21 protein-coding genes and 3 tRNA genes are annotated in these 18,057 nt (G+C 55.1%); 10 read left to right on the forward strand and 14 right to left on the reverse strand.

What is annotated here, in order from left to right:
- Positions 1-2,743 (forward strand): tetratricopeptide repeat protein (locus tag LEPIL_RS10675; protein WP_040918648.1); only part of this gene is annotated, 2,743 nt, incomplete at its 5' end.
- A 44-nt stretch (positions 2,744-2,787) separates the two neighbouring features.
- Here LEPIL_RS10675 and LEPIL_RS10680 read toward each other — a convergent pair.
- Genes LEPIL_RS10680 through thiS form a run of 3 tightly spaced genes read right to left on the reverse strand, consistent with a single transcriptional unit; the run spans position 2,788 to position 4,616 of the window.
- Positions 2,788-3,612, reverse strand: coding sequence for a WecB/TagA/CpsF family glycosyltransferase (locus LEPIL_RS10680; RefSeq protein WP_002772489.1), 825 nt, complete (start codon positions 3,610-3,612; stop codon positions 2,788-2,790).
- 51 nt (positions 3,613-3,663) lie between these two features.
- Positions 3,664-4,416 carry a thiamine phosphate synthase gene (locus LEPIL_RS10685; RefSeq protein WP_002772490.1) on the reverse strand — a complete coding sequence of 251 codons (753 nt, stop codon included), beginning with the start codon at positions 4,414-4,416 and terminating at the stop codon, positions 3,664-3,666.
- Entirely contained in the window at positions 4,416-4,616 is a 201-nt protein-coding gene (gene thiS, locus LEPIL_RS10690) for a sulfur carrier protein ThiS (RefSeq protein WP_040920147.1), read from the reverse strand. Before thiS ends, LEPIL_RS10685 begins: the two co-directional genes overlap by 1 nt.
- Before the next feature lie 115 nt (positions 4,617-4,731).
- Between thiS and LEPIL_RS10695 the strand changes: the two genes are divergently transcribed.
- The 8 genes from LEPIL_RS10695 to LEPIL_RS10730 all read left to right on the forward strand — a co-directional run bounded on the left by LEPIL_RS10695 (position 4,732) and on the right by LEPIL_RS10730 (position 9,377).
- Complete coding sequence (locus LEPIL_RS10695; RefSeq protein WP_157135058.1) at positions 4,732-5,481, forward strand: MotA/TolQ/ExbB proton channel family protein; 750 nt, start codon at positions 4,732-4,734, stop codon at positions 5,479-5,481.
- A gap of 7 nt (positions 5,482-5,488) precedes the next feature.
- Positions 5,489-5,911, forward strand: coding sequence for an ExbD/TolR family protein (locus tag LEPIL_RS10700; RefSeq protein WP_002772493.1), 423 nt, complete (start codon positions 5,489-5,491; stop codon positions 5,909-5,911).
- Positions 5,908-6,354 (forward strand): ExbD/TolR family protein, encoded by a 447-nt coding sequence (locus LEPIL_RS10705; protein ID WP_002772494.1) that lies wholly within the window; start codon positions 5,908-5,910, stop codon positions 6,352-6,354. Before LEPIL_RS10700 ends, LEPIL_RS10705 begins: the two co-directional genes overlap by 4 nt.
- Complete coding sequence (locus LEPIL_RS10710; protein WP_002772495.1) at positions 6,351-6,998, forward strand: energy transducer TonB; 648 nt, start codon at positions 6,351-6,353, stop codon at positions 6,996-6,998. The genes LEPIL_RS10705 and LEPIL_RS10710 overlap by 4 nt, the downstream gene beginning before the upstream one ends.
- Before the next feature lie 191 nt (positions 6,999-7,189).
- Positions 7,190-7,885, forward strand: coding sequence for an acetoacetate decarboxylase family protein (locus LEPIL_RS10715; RefSeq protein WP_002772496.1), 696 nt, complete (start codon positions 7,190-7,192; stop codon positions 7,883-7,885).
- A 79-nt stretch (positions 7,886-7,964) separates the two neighbouring features.
- The gene (locus LEPIL_RS10720; protein WP_002772497.1) at positions 7,965-8,417 is read left to right on the forward strand and encodes a hypothetical protein; all 453 of its coding nucleotides are present in this window, start codon (positions 7,965-7,967) and stop codon (positions 8,415-8,417) included.
- A 12-nt stretch (positions 8,418-8,429) separates the two neighbouring features.
- Positions 8,430-8,506: transfer RNA gene (locus LEPIL_RS10725), tRNA-Asp, on the forward strand.
- A gap of 151 nt (positions 8,507-8,657) precedes the next feature.
- On the forward strand, positions 8,658-9,377 hold the full coding sequence (locus LEPIL_RS10730; protein ID WP_002772498.1) for a DsbA family protein: 720 nt from the start codon (positions 8,658-8,660) through the stop codon (positions 9,375-9,377).
- A gap of 176 nt (positions 9,378-9,553) precedes the next feature.
- Here LEPIL_RS10730 and LEPIL_RS10735 read toward each other — a convergent pair.
- From LEPIL_RS10735 to LEPIL_RS10765, 7 genes are all read right to left on the reverse strand, one after another.
- Positions 9,554-9,625, reverse strand: a tRNA-Glu gene (locus LEPIL_RS10735).
- A gap of 10 nt (positions 9,626-9,635) precedes the next feature.
- Positions 9,636-9,708 (reverse strand) — tRNA-Lys (locus LEPIL_RS10740).
- Positions 9,709-9,755: 47 nt separating this feature from the next.
- Positions 9,756-10,250, reverse strand: a complete 495-nt coding sequence (locus LEPIL_RS10745; RefSeq protein ID WP_002772499.1) for a chemotaxis protein CheW — start codon at positions 10,248-10,250, stop codon at positions 9,756-9,758.
- Positions 10,251-10,432: 182 nt separating this feature from the next.
- Entirely contained in the window at positions 10,433-11,497 is a 1,065-nt protein-coding gene (locus LEPIL_RS10750) for a patatin-like phospholipase family protein (RefSeq protein WP_002772500.1), read from the reverse strand.
- A complete protein-coding gene (locus tag LEPIL_RS10755; protein WP_002772501.1) occupies positions 11,494-12,252 on the reverse strand; it encodes a lysophospholipid acyltransferase family protein in 759 nt (252 codons plus the stop codon). The genes LEPIL_RS10750 and LEPIL_RS10755 overlap by 4 nt, the downstream gene beginning before the upstream one ends.
- Positions 12,253-12,392: 140 nt before the next feature.
- Positions 12,393-13,502 carry a DegT/DnrJ/EryC1/StrS family aminotransferase gene (locus LEPIL_RS10760; RefSeq protein ID WP_002772502.1) on the reverse strand — a complete coding sequence of 370 codons (1,110 nt, stop codon included), beginning with the start codon at positions 13,500-13,502 and terminating at the stop codon, positions 12,393-12,395.
- Positions 13,503-13,785: 283 nt separating this feature from the next.
- The gene (locus LEPIL_RS10765) at positions 13,786-14,382 is read right to left on the reverse strand and encodes a DUF937 domain-containing protein (protein ID WP_002772503.1); all 597 of its coding nucleotides are present in this window, start codon (positions 14,380-14,382) and stop codon (positions 13,786-13,788) included.
- Positions 14,383-14,683: 301 nt separating this feature from the next.
- Here LEPIL_RS10765 and LEPIL_RS10770 point away from each other — a divergent pair, with 301 nt between their 5' ends.
- Positions 14,684-15,049 (forward strand): DUF4189 domain-containing protein, encoded by a 366-nt coding sequence (locus LEPIL_RS10770; protein ID WP_002772505.1) that lies wholly within the window; start codon positions 14,684-14,686, stop codon positions 15,047-15,049.
- A 110-nt stretch (positions 15,050-15,159) separates the two neighbouring features.
- Here the strand turns inward: LEPIL_RS10770 and LEPIL_RS10775 are convergent, their stop codons facing one another.
- The 4 genes from LEPIL_RS10775 to LEPIL_RS10790 form a co-directional block, all read right to left on the reverse strand.
- Positions 15,160-15,522 carry an STAS domain-containing protein gene (locus LEPIL_RS10775; RefSeq protein WP_002772507.1) on the reverse strand — a complete coding sequence of 121 codons (363 nt, stop codon included), beginning with the start codon at positions 15,520-15,522 and terminating at the stop codon, positions 15,160-15,162.
- A 9-nt stretch (positions 15,523-15,531) separates the two neighbouring features.
- A complete protein-coding gene (locus tag LEPIL_RS10780; RefSeq protein ID WP_002772508.1) occupies positions 15,532-15,957 on the reverse strand; it encodes a hypothetical protein in 426 nt (141 codons plus the stop codon).
- On the reverse strand, positions 15,944-17,230 hold the full coding sequence (locus LEPIL_RS10785; RefSeq protein WP_002772509.1) for a homoserine dehydrogenase: 1,287 nt from the start codon (positions 17,228-17,230) through the stop codon (positions 15,944-15,946). The genes LEPIL_RS10780 and LEPIL_RS10785 overlap by 14 nt, the downstream gene beginning before the upstream one ends.
- A gap of 120 nt (positions 17,231-17,350) precedes the next feature.
- A complete protein-coding gene (locus tag LEPIL_RS10790) occupies positions 17,351-18,049 on the reverse strand; it encodes a hypothetical protein (RefSeq protein ID WP_002772510.1) in 699 nt (232 codons plus the stop codon).
- Positions 18,050-18,057: the final 8 nt, after the last annotated feature.

Below are 18,057 nucleotides of genomic sequence, written 5' to 3' on the forward strand. Positions count from 1 at the left end.
CGGTGCCGATCTCGGTGATCTCGGCGGCTCAGATCTTGGTGATCTCGGCGGAGCCGATCTCGGTGATCTCGGCGGTGCGGATCTCGGTGATCTTGGCGGTGCCGATCTCGGGGATCTCGGCGGGGCCGATCTTGGCGATCTTGGCGGTGCCGATCTCGGGGATCTTGGTGGTGCCGATCTCGGTGATCTCGGCGGGGCCGATGATAGTGCAGGGTTAGTACCCGATGATTCCTTTCCGGGACTTGACGCTGGCCTTGATAACGACAGCTTCGACACAGGCGGATTCGAATCGGCGGGATTCGATACCGGTGATTTCGGCGGAGACGGACTCGGTCTCGATACATCGGACCTTGCCGACATGTCGCAAACGGCGATGATGAGCACCGGCATCGGCGATGAATTCACCGACGAAGAGCTGGCAAAACTGCGCACCCAGCTTCTCGATTACTCTCCCGGTGTGCGCAAAGCCGTTATCGACGCCATTGTTAACGAAAAGATCAGTTCGGCCGATCAGCGCCGGCTCACGCATATGCTCGTCGAGCAGGCAAACGATGACGCCGTTGCCTCATTCATCGAACAGCACCTCGGTTACAGACCCGATACGGCCTTGCCGGACCGCACCCGCGACGGCGTCCCCATCCTCTACACCGAAGACGTCACGCCCGAAGCCCTGCAACGCCGACGACGCCGAGCCTATGTCGTGGCCGGAACGGTCGCCGCATCTATTCTGGCCGCCATCAGCATTTTTGGGGGCATGTATCTCTGGCGAGCCCATAGCATTTCAGGCATCTATGAGATGGGCCTCGAAGAGCTGCGAGAGGCCGAAAAAGAAAGCGGCGAGCAGCGCCTCAAGCGCCGGGAAGCGGCGGAATCATACTACAAGCGAGCGCTTGAGGCCGACGACGGAAATTTCAATGTCGAATACATGAACAAATACGGCATCGGCTACATGAAGGCCGGCTTTTATGAAGAGGCCTTTACAAAGCTTTTCGGCAAGGTCGAGCCGCCCTATGACTGGAGCGGCGATATGCGCGCTCCGCTCATCCGCACGGCAGACGGTTCGCGATGGTTCAGCGAAACCGAACAGCGAAACGGCTCGCGTACGCGACTTCTATCCGCCGACAATCGCATTCGAGAACTCATCGAGCCCGGAGCCTATACCGTATCGCGACTGCGCGACGGACAGATGGATCGCGAGAACCTCATTGCGCTGGCGAGGTTCCATTCGGGTATCACTTACTCCTTCGTGAATTCCGATGAAGGAAAGAAATACAAGAACGACTCTCTTGCCGTCGACTACTACCGATTGATCCTCACGTTGCTCGGCAGGCCCGCCGATGCCGAGGCGATGGCCGGTATCGGACGCATCTATTATAACCGCGGCGAATACGGAACGGCAGCACGCGAGTATCAGAAGATCCTTGACCAGAACCCGGCAGAGGTCGCGGGCCATGCGGGATTGCTTGAAACATATATCGAGATCTGGCGCCAGAACGGCGATCCGCGCTTCGTCATCGAGAAGCACCGGCAGATCCAGCGACTCGGCCTTGAATCCGACATGCCCATCTTTGTTCTGAGCAAGCTCGCCGGCTTTTATGTCGATCTCGACAGCGACGATCTGCGCATTCGCTACCAGATCGACCCCGTCGATACTATGAGCGGACTCGATCTTGACGATAATGCGGTCAATTTGCTCGGAATCGTATTCGACGCCTCAGAAGCGCGCGATGGGCAGACGATTGAGGGAACCAGCTACGCGGCTGGCTATTACCAGCGCGGACGATACCTGAACGTTCGCAAAGAACACAAGCGTGCGGTGAAACAGTTTCAGAACGCCTATCAATATGACGCTCGCTTTTACCCGGCGCTGAACGAGATCGGCGACTACTATGCCGATATCCTCGATTTCGATCGCGCAAAAGAGTATTATTTAAAGGCGATTGAGTCCTACGAACAGAACTATCGTTCTTATGGCATGCACCCCGAAGATGAGATCTTCGTTCAATACGATCGAGGAATCATCTATTATAATCTGGCATCGCTTGTCTTTATGCGCTATGCAGGCATCGAACACCGCGACCTTCCTGTAACGAATCGCATCTATCCAGAATCCGGACTGCATGACGAACCCGACGACGATCGACGCTCTCGACTCTACGAGGCCGGAAGCTATCTTGAGAAAGGCCTGGAGATCGGTCTTAAAAACGCCGAGGCGAGACGCGAATCCCTGTTCTGGCTGGGCTGGATTCCCTATATTCAGGGAGATTTTAAAGAAGCGATGCGGCGATGGAGCGAACTCGATCGCGAATACGAGGAGAGTCCGGCCAACGCAAACCTGAACTTCGGGAAGGCGAACGCCGCCTTCCATACCGATCAGTATCGCACCGCTCTCGGATACTATCTGAAGCTGCGTGATGAACTGGAGCCGTCGTTAAAAGATGGCTCTCCTCAGGATGAGCGGCAGAAGATGTCTTATTATCTTCTCTATTCGGTGTATAACAACCTCGGTGCCGTCTATGAAGCGGAGTTTCTTGAAAAGCGCGATCGCGGCGCTCCGCGGCGGGAGCTCGATAAGCTCGAAACGAAAGGGCTGACCCATTACATGAAGGCGATCGAGATCGCACGCGAAGCCGGCTTTGTTCCAGAAAAGGCCATGGCCAACAAAGAGCTTGCCTTTCGCGATATGACCGACCGTAAGCCGCTGATCGAAGACTGGCTGAACCCCGTCGTATCAGAGAAGTGATGCGCCGTCTGTTATAAGCGGCCGGAGTTTACCGGCCGGAGTGTTCAGGCCGTTTTTCGGTTAATCCAGCGTTTGAACGAACGCCAGAGCACCGTCGAAAAAAAGGCAGTCGCATACCATACCTTATCAAGGCGGTACGGCCTTGCAAGGATTCGCCAGAACCAGACAAGCCCCTTGAGCTGAAGAGAATCCGGCGCTTTCTTCTTTTTGCCTGAAAGAACGTCGATCGCCCCATCAAGGCCGATCACGACGGCCTTTGTCAGGAACTCCTGATTCTCACGCATCCACAGCTCCTGCCGTGGAAAGCCCATTCCGATCAGAATAATGTCGGGTGATGATTTACGCATCGATTCTTTGATCAGCTGCTCCCGGTCCGCGTTGAAATGACCGCTCTGACGACCGATGATGCGCAGGCCGGGAAGGCTTCGCGTCAGGTTCTGATAGACTCGCTCGATATGTTCGGGAGCCGAGCCAAGCATATAGATCGTATAATCCTTTTTATGGGCCAGCCTGAAAAGATCCATCAGGAAGGCGATCATCGGCACCCTGCCCTTGAACGGGATGTGCAGACGACGACAGGCCCACTCCAGCCCGCCACTCTCGCCGAGCATCAGATGCGAATCGGCAAGCTTCGCCAGCTTGCGACCCGGGCGCATGCGCATGAGCTTGAGAGGATCAAGGAACTGAACGAAATAGGGGCCGTCTTTCTTTTCGAGAAAATCAAAGACCCTGGCGACGGCCTCATCACGCGTCACGTTGTCAACGGGTACATCAAGCAGCTGCACCCGATTCAATCGGAGCAGATCGATGCTCTTGTACTCAAGCAGATAGTCCCGGTCTTCCCAGGCGGACGAGTATTCCCGCGACATAAAAGTTCCTGCATACCGAATCCGACTTTATGCCTGCTTCGTCAAGTCCGATCAGGGCTTCCAGTTCGGAATCGAGCGGAAACGGCGGATGTCGAGCGGATCAGAGAGGGCCCGAATCGAGGCCACAAAGATCGTGCGTTCTTCTTTCTTTTTCGTATTCGACAGGGTCTGCACGAGAACGGGCAGGTTATCGGGATCAATTCCGCCGATAAAGACCGCATCGGGAAGCTCTCCCTTCTTTCTCGCCTCATCGCGACGTCGCTCCAGTTCTTCGAAGGCCTCTTTCTGCAACTGCGGATGCAGGCCACTTTTCTTGGAGGTTGTCTTAAAGCAGGGACCAAAAGCGATATACGAAAGCGGAAGGACCCCGCTTCGATGCAGGGTCAGAGCCTCGGACCACTGATCGGGCGTATGCGTGGAAATGCCGCAGAGCGGAGTGGATTCAGCCTGGAGCGATTGGACGCCATTCAGCCGTCGCAATAGCGCCTGGCGACGCTCTTCGGGAAGCCCATGCCAGTCTTCCCAGCCAAGATGGATGCCATCGGCCACACCGTCGCAGAAAAGCTGATCATAATCATTCAGGATCCAGCGCAGCCGGCGACGACGGGCGTTCCTTTCGACCTCTTCAAGCCTGGCCTTCGTGGGCTTTTGCTTATTGCGATACTGAAAGATCGTAATGCCTTCGTCGGCCCAGAGATCGATCAGATCCATCGGCTGAAGACCGGCCATCTGCAAAAAATCCTCATCAAGGATGGGGTAAGCCCGAATACGCAACGATTCGCTGCTCGTTTCTTTTTTTGACATCAACCGCCGCCTACAAATCGGATGAGCTCGATCCGATCTTCACCGTTCAATTTTACATCGGTCCATTTCTGTCGGGGGATAACCTGTCCGTTGATCTCGATAGCGACCCCGGCAGGCTTGATCCCGTAAAGCTCCAGAAGCGAGCCAATATCGGGGGATTTCAGATCGGCAAGCGACCGTTCCTCTCCATTGACCTTCATCATCTCAATTGTTATCACAACGCAACTGTCGACAAACGTTTTTTTACGTTTCCCGACTGTCCGGTCCGGATCAGGAATGGTTGACCGGAATGCCCGCACCGTACAATTCGTGCACATGAAAAATAAAAATCTTCTGGCAATCTACCTGCTGGCCGGCCTTCTTATCTTCAGTTATCTGCCACCACTGCTTTCGCAGAGCCCCGCCCCCGAGGCCGAAAAAACCGAGCAGGCAGCTCCCGCCGAAGAGATCGTCACCGCCGAAGAAGAATCCATCTTTCAATGGATCATCAAAGGCGGCAGCACGATGGCCTATCTCGGCATCATCGTCGTCATCATCATCGGATTCGCCCTGGAACGTTATTTTTACTTCAAGCGCAGCCGGGTGCAGACAAAAGGCTATTACGAAAAATTCCGCGCCGCTCTCGACCGGGGCATCCCCGATCTCGAGGCCTTCCTGAAAGAGGATGGTACGATCCTTTCGCGCATCTTAAGCGAAGGCATGCGCAGTCGCTCGCGCGGAGTCGCCTCTGTTGAAAAAAGCATCGAGAATACGGCGACGGTAGAGATCGGTAAACTGGAACGGGGCCTTAACCTTCTGTCGAATCTTGGTAACCTCGCCCCTCTGCTCGGATTCTTCGGAACCGTTGTCGGTATGCGACACAGCTTCTTGCAATTCGTCGTCAAAGCGGCTCCGACGGCGAAGGATCTGGCCGGCGGCGTGGAAGAGGCCCTGATCACGACACAGGCAGGCCTGCTTATCGCCATCCCCACATACCTCGTTTACAACCTTTTCCTGTATTCGATCGATACGGTTACGATCGAACTGGAACGCTGTGCGAACGAGCTCTCTGACAGGCTCTCCTGAGGCATACATGGCCATTCGCGTAAAACGCAGAACGAGGCAGCCAGAGGAGATTCCGCTCGCAAGTACGTCGGATATCGCCTTTCTGCTGATCATCTTCTTTCTCGCCGCAAGCGCTCTGCTCGAGCTGCGCGGCGTGAAGGTACCGCTTCCTAAGAAGGACGCGCCTCCGATGCAGATTCAGAAAAAGGATCTTTTCAAGATCAAGATCGACGCCGAAGGGACCTATATCCATGAAGGTAAGGCCGCTCCGTTAAGCGAGCTGATGACGATCGTTGCCGAAGCCCTGCGTTCCAACCGAGATCTTGTAGTGGTTCTGCAGCCTTCTCCTGATGCGCCGGTCGAGACCGTGCCGCGCATCCTTGACGAATTGCAGAAGCGTAACGTGCAGCGTATCTCGCTCTCGATGGATAAAGCCGGAGGGCGTCGATGAAACTCCGTAAAAAACGAAAAAGTGACGCCATCCCCGTCGCCGCCATGGGCGATATCGCCTTCCTGCTGCTCATCTTCTACATGTCGACGACGATGCTGACCGATCAGAAACCGCTCGATCTTCCTCTGCCGGCCGTCGAAGGCCAGGCGCAAACGTCGCCGTTTCCGCTGATCATCTATATGAACCGCGAACTTGCATCCAGCGAACAGGTCTATTTCTATAACGAACGACATCCCATCAATGGACTGGGGGCGCTCGTTCAGGCCCGAGCGGCCGAAAGCCCGGCCGCCGTGCGCGTCTATGTGAACATGGAAAAGGATCTTCCCTATCGCTACATGAACACGCTCATCCAGGAATTAAAAGAGGCCGGCATCCGCAGCATGATCATCACAACGCGCGGCGCCGACGAAAAGATTCCCGGTCTCAAGGAGCCGTCTCCATGATGGCGCTTCTGCGAAACGATCTGCTCTACTGGATCGCCCGCCGCACCGAGCGCTGGTATGCACGCGAATGGCTTGCTGCCGGGGCCGTCGTCCTCGCCCTGCTCGTCGTCTTCGCGCAGCTGATCTTCATGCTTCTGCCCGGTAAAGATGATGGAACGGGCGAAGCGCCCGAGATCGTCGCCGAAATGAGCTTCGTTGAATTTCAGGAGCCGACCGAAACCGTTCAGTCCGAAACGCGCGATCTTTCAGACGAGATCATCGAAACCGATAAGCCCGCCGACGAAAAACCCGTGAACTGGGCCAATGCCGTTGATCCTACGATGGACTTCGATCAGCGCTTTACGGCGCGGCTTCAGGTAGAGAGCAGCGCCGACGATTACCCGGCCAGCGCACGGCGCTCCAATCTCGGCACCGTAACGGCTGCCGTAACGCTGTATATCTCGGCCGATGGCCGGATCCGCGATGTTCGCATTCGCAACCTGCGCACATCAAGCGGTAACATCGACGCCTTTCGCGGTGACTTCGTTCAGGCCGTGCGTAAGATCTTCTTAACAAAAAGCCGGCTCATCAGCTCCCCCTATAAATCAGGCGGAGAGGCAAAAGACTTCACCTGGGATACGACCATCACGTTCACGCTGCAATAGCTCTCCGTGATCGCAGCATCAAAGCACCTTCGCATGAATTACAGGGCGTCTCTGCGCCTGACCGGGCAGAGATGTGTTCGACCGATTGTTTTTCTGCTTGCCAGATTGACACAAATGTCAATTATTTGAGATCTCACACAGGCACGAAACTGGCCACAATCGGGCCACATTCAGACCAAAAGGAATCAAACATGACGGCAAAACAGAAACAAACTCGAACCAGCGTTCCGGAAGTACCCGCCCCCTGGAATCTGAAAGGGCGCGGCATCATGCTGCTCTATAAATTCTCAAAGGACTTTGCACTGAAACACGGCTTCTTGAGCGAAGAAGAGAAGGCCCACTATGCCGGCGGGCTCGGCGCAACGATGATCGTCGATTACGAAAGCTCAGACTGCGGCCCCTACGGCGAGCTATTGTTCATTCCCGGGCGCCTGCGCTCCGAAAAAGGAACGGCGAACATCATCTCGAAGATCTATGTATCGTCCGAGAGCAGCGTGGTCAACGGACGCGCCAACTGGGGCATTCCCAAAGAGCTTGCTGACTTCAACTTCGAACGCAATAACAGAAGCGAATCCGTCATCGTAAAGCGCGATGGCAAAAGCTTCTTCGAAGCGAGCTTCTCATCGGGCGGACTGCGCTTTCCCGTACACACAGCGCTCATCCCCTTCCCGCTCTCACAGAACTTAGACGGAAAGCGGTTTCACACGCGTTATTCGGGCCGCGGATGGGGACGCCTTGCCAGGATCGAATCTATGCACATCAATGCTGCGCTCTTTCCCGATCTTACACAGGCACGGCCGCTTGCCGTGATGACGATCGAAGACTTCCGCATCACCTTTCCGGTGGCGCGAATCGAGCCGATCACCGAAGGCGAGCGAATCGCCTGACTCAAGCAGATCAACTGAGGTGATCGATTGGCGCGAAAAGAGCCGATCGCCGACGCCGGATTGATCGCTTACATGTAGCATGAGCGTGCTTGCACATCCGGGGTGGCTGCGCCGGCGATTCCGGCGCTATCTTCTCTATCTGAGCGCAGGAGCAGCCTTCCAGATTCTCTGGGCTGCTCTGGTCTTTGCCTTTATACGCCATCATCCTCTGGCCGTTTCCCTGTGGCTGGAAGAAGGCGACAGCTGGACGTTCTCAAGCGTCGTTGTCGTCTACTCGATGGTCAGTCTGACGCAGGCTTTTTATATACTGTTGACCGTGCTGATGGCCTTCTTCCTGAACAGCAGGGTCTGGTTTTATACGGGCCTTGTCTTCTCCATCATGCCGGGCCTGCTGCCCTCGCTTGTTCAGATACCTCTCGCTCTTTTCCTCTGGCTTGAGATTCGCCGTCAGGAGTGGGATCACTTTTTTTCGCGATTTGACGACGTAAGACGCATGAAAGGATTGACGGAGCAACGTCGCAAACGACTCTGACAAAAGAGTCTCGGGGTAGTAGCTCAGTCGGTTAGAGTGCTGGTCTGTCACACCGGAGGTCGCGGGTTCAAGTCCCGTCTGCCCCGCCAACTCGTTCATCTGATCAAGGGACCATCGGTCCCTTTTTTATTTTCTTCTCTCGATTCCTTTCTCATACTTCATTCAGCGAATAGAAGGAAGCGAGCCCTGCTTTGAAAATCATGCAGGCCTGTGACCGGTGTACTGTTATATTAAAACATCATGCTGATTCCCGATAAAGCCATTCTCTATGCAGGCGATCCGATGTGTTCCTCGTGCTACGGCTTCTCCCCCGCCCTCGAACAGGCCATGCACGAATACGAAGTTCCCTTTATTCCCGTTATGGGAGGGCTTCGACCTGGAGCAAACTCCGAAGCGATGGACGATCGACTGAGTCGATTCCTTGAGCATCACTGGAAGCAGGTAGAAAGGCTTACGGGAAGACCGTTTGACTACAGCATCCTTTCGCGAAGAGACTTTCGTTACGACACTGAGCCTTCCTGCCGTGCCGTCGTCGCTGTTCGCGAGATGAGGACCGATCTTGCCTTTCCATTCTACTTCGCTTTGCAGAGCGCTTTCTACGCCAGGGCCGAAAACCCCACCGATGAGCAGACCTTTATCAGAATTGCACAGGAACTCGGCATCGACGCAGATGCCTTCGTACAGGCATATCACTCTGAAGAAAACGCCTATGAAACGAAGCAGGACTTTCAGCTCTGCCACGCTCTGCAGATCACCGGATTTCCAGCGCTCATGTATATAGAAAACCGCGTCGCCTGGCCCATTGCAAAAGGCTATAGAGATCTTGATGATCTTCGCGCGGCAATCGACCATACTCTCAAGGCTGCTGCAGAGAATGCCGCTGAGAAACGTGAAGCAAATACCGTAAAGAACACCGGTGTAGCAGGCGAAAGCTGCGCGACGGACGGCTCTGGTTGTTAACTACCTGCACGCCCGGTCACACTATCGACGCGAACCTGTGAGCTTGGGTTAACGCCTGAGGCAGCGAGATGGCGCAGGCATGCTTGAAGCTCAGAGCTTCGCATTCTTCTTTCAAAAAGGAAAACACAAAATAAAAAAAGGCCCGAAGGCCTTTTCGTTTGTATCAAAATTTCCAGTACCCCGTAGGGGAATCGAACCCCTGTTGCTGGAATGAAAATCCAGAGTCCTGACCTCTAGACGAACGGGGCATTAACTGCCTGAGTCGACCGGGGCTCGAACCCGGGACCCTCTCCTTAAAAGGGAGATGCTCTACCGACTGAGCTATCGACTCTTACCGAAAGCAAGGATTCTCTGGCCTTGCCTCCGGTCAAACCAAATTCACATTTTTCCTACTCGCTGCTGTGAAAAAAGTTCGCTGAGTTCTTCTCCCGAGAAGAGATGATCAAGGTTCATAAGAACGATGAAGCGTTCCTTCAACTTACCGATACCTGAGATATATCTCGTATGCACGGACTTCACTGCAGGCGGTCCCTGATCGATATCTTCGGGACGAAACTGCACCACGCTCGATACGCGATCGACGGCAAGACCTATACGACGCTTTTCCACTTCGATGATGATGGCACGATCGGGATTTCCCGTCCCACCTTCATCAAGCTCAAGCTTGCCTTTCAGGTCGATGATGGGAATAACCTTCCCGCGAATATCCATCATTCCGAGGAAATAGGGACGCGAATGAGGCACGGGAATGATACTCTCAATGCGCACAATCTCGTGCACCTTGAGAACCTCAAGACCGTACTCTTCATCCTTCATCATGAAGATGACGTATTTGTTGTCGGGCTGCGCCCCTCTCGAAACAGGTTGGGCCATTTCTCATTCCCTGCAGAGATCGAACGCCGGTAAAGTTTTTTTCATCGGCCTTCGGAAATTCGGCAAACTCCTTAAGGGGCCCGCCGTTTTATAAGACGGAATCCATCTCAAGAAATCGAATCAGAAAGACCCGGAAAGCCTGTTAAAGGCCTGGTCAGAAACGAGATCAGCCTGAAAGCATTTCAGGCCGACTGCCTCACGCTATCAGAGCGCACTGCTTTCCCTCTGTTTTTCGGCTGCTGGCCGGCCTTTCGCTGCTTTCCCTCTATTGCAGACGGTGCAGATGGCCGGGTAGCCTTCGTGGCCTTCGTGCCCTTTTTGGAGTTGCGAGCGCTCTTCTTTTGCTGTCCGTTAAAATGCTCGAGCAGCATCTTCGCAGCGCGCTCACCTGCCTGTACACCCATAGCGACGGTCTCTTCAAGCTTCGCCTGATCTGTCGTCACCAGACCCACGGGCAGAAACTGTTCAGGCGCGATCGTGTGGATGGTAATGCCTTCCGGAGGCGCCGAGGCTACCGAACGGGCAAGGTTGAAATGATGATGATGCCAGCGACGCATCAGCTTTGCCATCTTCCAATCACGTGGAAAAGAAAGCATGCCCGTCAGAAAATTGAAGGGAGCTGAAGTTCTCCATGAAGGGGAATTCATTACGACCGTGATGTCGGTGTATCCACATTCGATCAGATCGTTAACCGGAAGCGGATTCAACAGCGCTGCATCCGAGCAGAGCCTGCCCTCGACATCGTGCCGTCCGCGCGTGGCGATGGGCAGAGCCGTCGCCGCCTTCAGAAGCGGAAATATATTCGATTCGGTCGCCCGAACATACTCAATCGATCGAGAACGCAGATTCGTGACGGCGACGCGAAACTCCGGAAGGCCATACTGCTCAAAGTTCTCAGCCTGCAACGGATACTTCTTCGCAAACAGGAAATCGATCAGAAACTCCTGATCAAGCAGGGTCTTCTTCCTGAGCGGATTGAAGATGGATATCAGCCTGTGACCGGCCAGCTCATGACGCCATATCGATAGCGTATGATCGCCGATCTCGGGCTCGGGATCGGGCGTCGACGCATAATAGGCGGCGCAACAGGCCCCTGACGATACGGCGACGACAAGATCATAATGCTGCGCCGGCAGATAACAGTTCAAAGCATGCAGAACTCCGCCGGCGAAGGCGCCCTTCATGCCGCCACCTTCGACGAGCAATGCTCGTTTGCGGCCTTTCGCTTCAGGAAGACGACGGTTCATACGGAAGGCTCACCTTTTTCAAACGGATAGGTCAGGTTGGTCAGGCTTGCAATCTCATGCATACACTCATGCAAGAACTGCTCGGGATCATGGTCGGCCGTGAAATGCTTCAGCTCACCGGCCCGCACGACATATTTTGTGCGACGGAACCATCCGCGCGGCTGGTATTCCATACCAAGACAGAGCACGGGAAGCGGTTTCTCGGGCTTTCCGGCGACGAACCGAAAAGCGCCCGCTCTACCGCGGCCCATCGCATAAGGAACGGTCGTCTGCTCGGGAAAGATCACAAGCATATTGCCCTGATGAAGCACCTTGCGTCCGTGCAGCAGATGCTTCTTGCTTTTGCGCGGCTCGTCTCTATTCAGAGGAATGCCGCCGCATTTCAGGAAGTAGTTAAAGAAGATGGGATGCGCAAGACTGTCCTTCATCACGCACCAGACATTCCAGCGACGTCGAAAGAGCGCATTGGCCAGGCCAAGCGGAATATCATCCACGCGCTGATGCTTCGCCAGCACAAGCACACTGCCATCAGTGGGGATGTTTTCAAGGCCGTATGCCTCTGCTTTGTAGAAGAGTTTGCTGTACAGCCGACCGAACCAGTCAAGTGACCGACGCACAAGTTGCGAAGATCCTGGATGAAGACCCGGTTCAGCATCATGCCGGATGTGCTTTTTCTTTGCCAGACGGTGAATCTTTGCCGGCGTCTCTCCGCGCTCCCCTGCACGGTCTATTGTAGATGATTGAATGGAGTTCATTAACGGATGCGACTCCCATTGCAATCGTCGGTTGCAAAAAAAAGAGGCCCGCAGGCCTCTTTTTCATGGAAATGCGCGATCAGTCCCAACACCGTCCCCGGAATTCCGGAGTAAGTAAGGTATCGCCGTAAGTCACACGCTCAACGAGCGGTTCGACAGTGCTCCAGAACCTCTGCAAACTCAGCATCGGTCATATAAGGGAAGAGCGGAAGGTTCAGCACCGAGGCGCTGATGCGTCGGGCTACATCCCCTCCGACCTTGCCTTTCAGGAAAGCCTCCGCTCCTTTTTGATCCGAAACGGCGCCAGGATAGACGATTCCGAATCCGATGCCTTTTGCCTTCAGATGGGCCTCGATGGCCGGGCGAGCGGCGGGGTCATGCAGAGTGACGTTCAGGTATCCGTTCTCGACGATACCGGCCGGCGGCAGCACGCAGTTCCAGCCCAGTTTCGGCAGCTCTTCCTGGTAGCGACGGGCGATGGCCTGTCTGCTTTTCAGCCGTGCGGCAAAATGCGGATGGCTGAGATTCAAGAAGGCCGCCTGAAAGGAATCCATGCGGGAGTTCCAACCCACGCTACCATGCGCATAGTGCTGCTCCCGGCCGTGGTTGCCAAGCGAACGGATTTTCTCGGCCAGCCTTTCGTCGTCGGTAAGAACGGCTCCACCGTCGCCCGCAGCGCCAAAGGTCTTTGCCGGGTAAAAGCTGATCGTAGAGATCTGAGCGCCGGAATAGATCGACGTTCCATTCGCCTGAACGCCATAGCACTGCGCTCCGTCTTCGATCAGCGCAATACTCCGCTCCAGACAGAAGCTACGAAAGTCGTTCAAGCGTGCGCTGGCCCATCCATAGAGATGAACAAGCATAGCGGCCTTCGGTTTATACTGCTCGACGGCCTTCACAAAAAGATCGTAATCCATTTGCAGATCGGTACTCGAAACATCGACCGTCACAGGATCGGCGCCGACATTCACGACCGCCTCGAAGGTAGCCCAGAATGTCAGGTCGGGAAGAAGTACCGTGTCGCCAGGACCGACGCCGGCCGCGCGCAGTGCAAGTTGCAGAGCATCGGTGCCGTTAGCGCAGGCAATGGCATAACGGACGTTATTCTCCATGCAGAGAGTTTCTTCAAGCTTCTGCACTTCGGCTCCACCCACAAAGGAGGTGTTGGAGGTAAGATTGCGCACCTTTTCGGTGAAAGTGTCGACAAAGCCGTCTTCAAATCGCTTCAGATCGATAAAAGGAACTGTCATATAAGACGAAAAACCGTGTCACACGCCCCCGGCAAGCCAATTCCCGCACGCATCTCATTCCTCACCCCGCGGGTGGCACTTTGTTGATTGGTTGAGTGCCAGGCGGGGTTCGGATGGATGCGTGCGGGATGCAGTCGGTTAGACGAGACTTGAATTTGCTCCATATGCACAGAGTCCAGCCCGCCCGCTCCCCCTGTGTAGCGAAGCAGGAGTGCGGAGCGTGCGGCGATTGACGCAGGACGCGTCATTTCGACGCACACAGGGGGTGCGGGCGGGCCCTGGTTTATTTGAAAAGATTGGAGAGAAGCGCTGAGCCCATCTGAACGACGCGGTCGTCGATCTTGCCGTCGCCGTCGGCATCCATAAGTCCTTTCATCACTCCCATCAGGCCAGGAACCTTTGCTTCGGCCATCTCTCTTGCCGAATCAAGGACGCCAGGCAACGAAGAGGCGTCAAATTCTCCGCCCGACTGCATCTTGCCAAGGGCGCCCAGAACAACAGGAGCAGCCATTCCAAGCACCTGCTTGGCTACCTTCGGATCAACGCCAGAAAGCTCGGCAAGCTGATCGGCCATCGGATCGGTCTGCGCCCCGAGCACATGCTTTAATATGCCCGTTCCCTGCTTCAGATTCGGATTCTCGAGAAAATCGTCGGCCTTATCAAGAACGGAGCCGTCATGATCGCTCGACACCGCCTTAAATAAAGACTCTGCCCCCGATTTGGTTTCGGCATTCTTTGAGAGGGCCTGGATCAGTAGCGGAACTGCGATGACGAGGATCTTCTGCACCTGGTCCTCACTGATATTCAGCTTTTTTGCCATGCCCCCGAGCAGTTCGTCATTCTTCAAAAATCCAAGGGCCAGCGTTAATAATGAACTCATACGTTCCTCCGTGTTTTAAAGCGCTTCGAGCAGGTCTGCCTTTAAGGCAGCGGCTCAGAAGTACATGGTTCAGGAGACGTAACAGCAGATAATAAATCCGATAAAAAAGCCTGCCTGCGCCTCTGCATTTGCGATGACCGGCGACTGCCGGACACTCATTACCCGTCCTTTCTCAGGATCAGACCTTTCCCGATACCCTGTCAGCGATTTTTTTTCTGCTCTCATTTTTTTGTTGAGCTTTTACGAACTCTTACGCTTCTAATGCATCGAACAGGGAGATAGAATCCCGAATGAGGTACCTATGAAAACAAAAACGAAGATGATTCTGGCCATGGCTGGAATGGTAGCTTTTCCCCTTGCATTGTTTGCCGATTCTGCAATCTATTTCTGCGAAGAAACCGGTTCTTACGGCGCCTCCTGGGGTGGAAGCATGGCTTCTGTAACTCAGACTGCCATCGACAACTGTCAGAGCCAGGGCGGAACGAACTGCCAGGAACTCGTTTCCTGCGAAGGCACCGGATACGGAGCTATCGCCATCAGCAACAACGAGGTCATCGGCGCATCCTGCGGCTACAACACTCAGAAAGAAGCCAATAAGGCTGCCCTTGAATCGTGCGTTCAATCGGATGGCGACGGCTGCACCGTAAAGCATACCTGGAACGGCTGATTTCAGGCTCATGCCTGAATCGCCTGTTTTACGACAGGCTACTACCAAAAAAAGCCCGGTCTCCCGGGCTTTTTTCTTATCTTTGCAGCGTCGGCGGGTACCTTATCGATTCAATACGAAGCCAGGGCCGCTTCAATGTCAGTGTAAACGACCAGGCCCTCGGGCAGCTCCATCAGCGAAAAGACCTTCGTCAGAAATGGATGCAAACCGCCGATACACACCCTGCCACTCTTTTCGGCCGCTTTATAAAAAAGCGTGAAGATGATCGCAACGCCGGTTGAGTTCACGTAATCAAGCTTCGAGAGATCGATGACGACGTTAAAAAGGCCGTCGTCGAATACCTGTAAGAAACGACGGTTCAGCTCATAAGAATTGGAGTTCGTGATTTTTCCCTCAAAGGAAACAACCTTCACGTCGGGCTTCTTTGAGCTCAGCTCCTGAATCTTCAGATCCTTCAGTTCGATTGTTTCCATAAACGGGCCTCAGCGATCCACGACGATCAGCGCGTCTTCAGAGCCGAAGACAAAGCCGTCGATACGTCCGCGCAGGAATTCTTCGAGAACGCCGCGCGTTTCGACACGGCCCGAGTAGCTCATATACATCTTGCGATGATCGGCCTTCCGTTTCAGGGGTACCTTGCGCATAGAAACGGCCGAACAGCTCGCCATGACGGCCTCAACTGAATCGAAAACCTCAAACTGAGAACGCAGCTCGGATTCAAGCCCTCGATCGGCAAGCATGAGATACACGCGATCGACGTCTTTCTTGATCAGATCAAGCAAAACTCCGTTCAATTCATAGGTCAGCAGGCGCTCGTGGCCGGGCAGTTCTATGAACAGATCGCCATGCCTCTGATAATCGGGCAGCGTATGAGCGGCGATTCTGAACGACGGTTTAGAGAGAAGCATCTGGGTTATCCTCCATACGTATAACTACTGTGGGAGCGAGGATGATTTCGCCCCCGTCAATCTTTGAAACGGCTGAACGCACGGCGCTCTCGCTTGCCTCATGCGTTACGATGACGACATCGACGGGCTCGCGGCCCTCTTCCTGATGCATCGTCGCAATGGAGATGTCATGCTCGGCCAGAACGCCGGCGATGCGCGCCAGAACGCCCGGACGATCGACCGTCCGAAAACGAAAATAAAAACGATACCGCGCATCTTCAAGCGATTTCAGGGGCTGTAGATCGCCGACCCAGCGGTTTGCCGAGCCGCTGCCGATGGCGACAAGATCAGAGAGCACCGCCGCTGCCGTTGGAAGGGCCCCCGCTCCGCGGCCGACGATGAGCGACGGGCCGGCGTAACGTTCTTCGATAAAGAGGGCGTTAAATTCGTCGCGCACGTCGGCAAGAAGATGATTGGCCGGAATCATCGCCGGATGCACGCGCAAAAGCAGTCGATCGTCGACGCGACGGGCGATGGCAAGCAGACGGATCACACGTCCCATCTTTCGCGCAAGCTCATGGTCGACGCGATGAAAGCTCTCTATGCCCTCGACGACGATATCGCTATCGCGCACGGAGACGTCAAAGGCAAGCATCGATAAGATGGCAAGCTTCTGTGCCGCATCTTTGCCCGAAACGTCGAAGCTCGGGTCGGCCTCGGCGAATCCCTTCTGCTGCGCCAGTTTCAACGCCTCGGCATATTCCATGCCGTCATCCTGCATTCTTGTAATGATAAAATTGCATGTACCGTTCAGAATACCGACCATGCGCTGCATACCGCCGGCCGACCAGATAAGACGCATGTTGCGCACCAGCGGCAGAGCACCGCCCACAGCGGCCTCGAAGCCGATCGTCGTTGCCGGATTTTTCTTGCGTCCCTCGGCGATGGCCTCAAAGATCTCGGCCGATCTCGCCGCGATCAACGCCTTATTCGCCGTCACCACGCTCTTCCCGGCTCGCAGCGCCTTGAGAATCGCTGTGCCGGCCGGATCAAGGCCTCCCATCAGCTCGACGACAAGCTCGACCGAGGGATCGTCAATGACCTCGTCGATCGACGCCGTCGGAGCATAGGCAGAAAGCACAGGCTTCTTTTGAAAACTGCGGTCGGCAACACGACGCAGTACCGGACGCACTCCCGTTCGCGAGGCAATACGCTCGCCCTCGGTTTCCAGAATCTCGATCAATCCGCGCCCGACCGTGCCCGCACCAAGAAGTCCTATACCAATTTCTTTCATAATGACAGAGTTACCGTATTCCCGCTGCTATGAGCACACAGAGCGTGCTCGCACGACCCGACGGGCCGACATCCCAACTTTACGTTTCTTGATCTGAAGTCGATACTAATTCGCCATCGGTCAGTGTCGCCCGGCCTGCAACTGCCGCGCGAAGCGATCGATGTTCGCCGTGTCTGATTTCCAGACCCGACGGTAATCATGCCAGACGATCAATCCCGAAAGCAACGTGCCGAGGCCGATGACGGCAGCCGTCTGCGGGCCATCGAGCGCTGTGGGCAGCCCCTGTGACTGCCTGTAGCCGGCCATCAGGGCATACGAGAGGCCAAACGTAAAGGGGGATGAGAGAAGAAAGATATTGCGACCCCGTTCAAAACGGGTTTCGGTAAACTCCGGCTCGCCGTAAAACGGGTTGTGTGAGTCGGGGTCGATGCGCCATCCGAACTGAGGCAGATACGTTCGTTCGAGGTAGATGCGATCCTGCTGTCTCTGGAACTCGGCCTCAAGACGGGCCTCTTCGAGCGCATGCCTCGACTTCGGACGCTCGACGTCGACGGCCCGTGCCGGATCATCGGCGGGGCGGCCCTCGGGGTTACGAAAGAAACGCTGTGCCGGCGATTCCTGCTGCACACGATTGCGAAGATACGGCGGAATCATGGCGGGCCTGTATGCCGGATCTCTGGGCGTGGCGCGCTTCTCTTCAGTAGAGGACGGCACGGACTGTGCCTGCACCGGCACAGAGAGCGTCGCAAGAATGAGAACAGAGACGAGCGATCCTATCCTGTTCTTTATCGTCCTTTTACAGATCAACTTACGGATCAACGCCTCAC

Origin of the sequence: Leptonema illini DSM 21528 (assembly GCF_000243335.1) — a bacterium.
Taxonomy (GTDB): domain Bacteria; phylum Spirochaetota; class Leptospiria; order Leptospirales; family Leptonemataceae; genus Leptonema; species Leptonema illini.

Excerpts from the sequence above, each read along its gene's own strand:
- LEPIL_RS10680 (WP_002772489.1), bottom strand. The coding sequence starts at position 3,612 with ATGTCGCGGGAATACTCGTCCGCCTGGGAAGACCGGGACTATCTGCTT.
- LEPIL_RS10685 (WP_002772490.1), bottom strand. The coding sequence starts at position 4,416 with ATGTCAAAAAAAGAAACGAGCAGCGAATCGTTGCGTATTCGGGCTTAC.
- thiS (WP_040920147.1), bottom strand. The coding sequence starts at position 4,616 with ATGAAGGTCAATGGAGAGGAACGGTCGCTTGCCGATCTGAAATCCCCC.
- LEPIL_RS10695 (WP_157135058.1), top strand. The coding sequence starts at position 4,732 with ATGAAAAATAAAAATCTTCTGGCAATCTACCTGCTGGCCGGCCTTCTT.
- LEPIL_RS10700 (WP_002772493.1), top strand. The coding sequence starts at position 5,489 with ATGGCCATTCGCGTAAAACGCAGAACGAGGCAGCCAGAGGAGATTCCG.
- LEPIL_RS10705 (WP_002772494.1), top strand. The coding sequence starts at position 5,908 with ATGAAACTCCGTAAAAAACGAAAAAGTGACGCCATCCCCGTCGCCGCC.
- LEPIL_RS10710 (WP_002772495.1), top strand. The coding sequence starts at position 6,351 with ATGATGGCGCTTCTGCGAAACGATCTGCTCTACTGGATCGCCCGCCGC.
- LEPIL_RS10715 (WP_002772496.1), top strand. The coding sequence starts at position 7,190 with ATGACGGCAAAACAGAAACAAACTCGAACCAGCGTTCCGGAAGTACCC.
- LEPIL_RS10720 (WP_002772497.1), top strand. The coding sequence starts at position 7,965 with ATGAGCGTGCTTGCACATCCGGGGTGGCTGCGCCGGCGATTCCGGCGC.
- LEPIL_RS10730 (WP_002772498.1), top strand. The coding sequence starts at position 8,658 with ATGCTGATTCCCGATAAAGCCATTCTCTATGCAGGCGATCCGATGTGT.
- LEPIL_RS10745 (WP_002772499.1), bottom strand. The coding sequence starts at position 10,250 with ATGGCCCAACCTGTTTCGAGAGGGGCGCAGCCCGACAACAAATACGTC.
- LEPIL_RS10750 (WP_002772500.1), bottom strand. The coding sequence starts at position 11,497 with ATGAACCGTCGTCTTCCTGAAGCGAAAGGCCGCAAACGAGCATTGCTC.
- LEPIL_RS10755 (WP_002772501.1), bottom strand. The coding sequence starts at position 12,252 with ATGAACTCCATTCAATCATCTACAATAGACCGTGCAGGGGAGCGCGGA.
- LEPIL_RS10760 (WP_002772502.1), bottom strand. The coding sequence starts at position 13,502 with ATGACAGTTCCTTTTATCGATCTGAAGCGATTTGAAGACGGCTTTGTC.
- LEPIL_RS10765 (WP_002772503.1), bottom strand. The coding sequence starts at position 14,382 with ATGAGTTCATTATTAACGCTGGCCCTTGGATTTTTGAAGAATGACGAA.
- LEPIL_RS10770 (WP_002772505.1), top strand. The coding sequence starts at position 14,684 with ATGAAAACAAAAACGAAGATGATTCTGGCCATGGCTGGAATGGTAGCT.
- LEPIL_RS10775 (WP_002772507.1), bottom strand. The coding sequence starts at position 15,522 with ATGGAAACAATCGAACTGAAGGATCTGAAGATTCAGGAGCTGAGCTCA.
- LEPIL_RS10780 (WP_002772508.1), bottom strand. The coding sequence starts at position 15,957 with ATGCTTCTCTCTAAACCGTCGTTCAGAATCGCCGCTCATACGCTGCCC.
- LEPIL_RS10785 (WP_002772509.1), bottom strand. The coding sequence starts at position 17,230 with ATGAAAGAAATTGGTATAGGACTTCTTGGTGCGGGCACGGTCGGGCGC.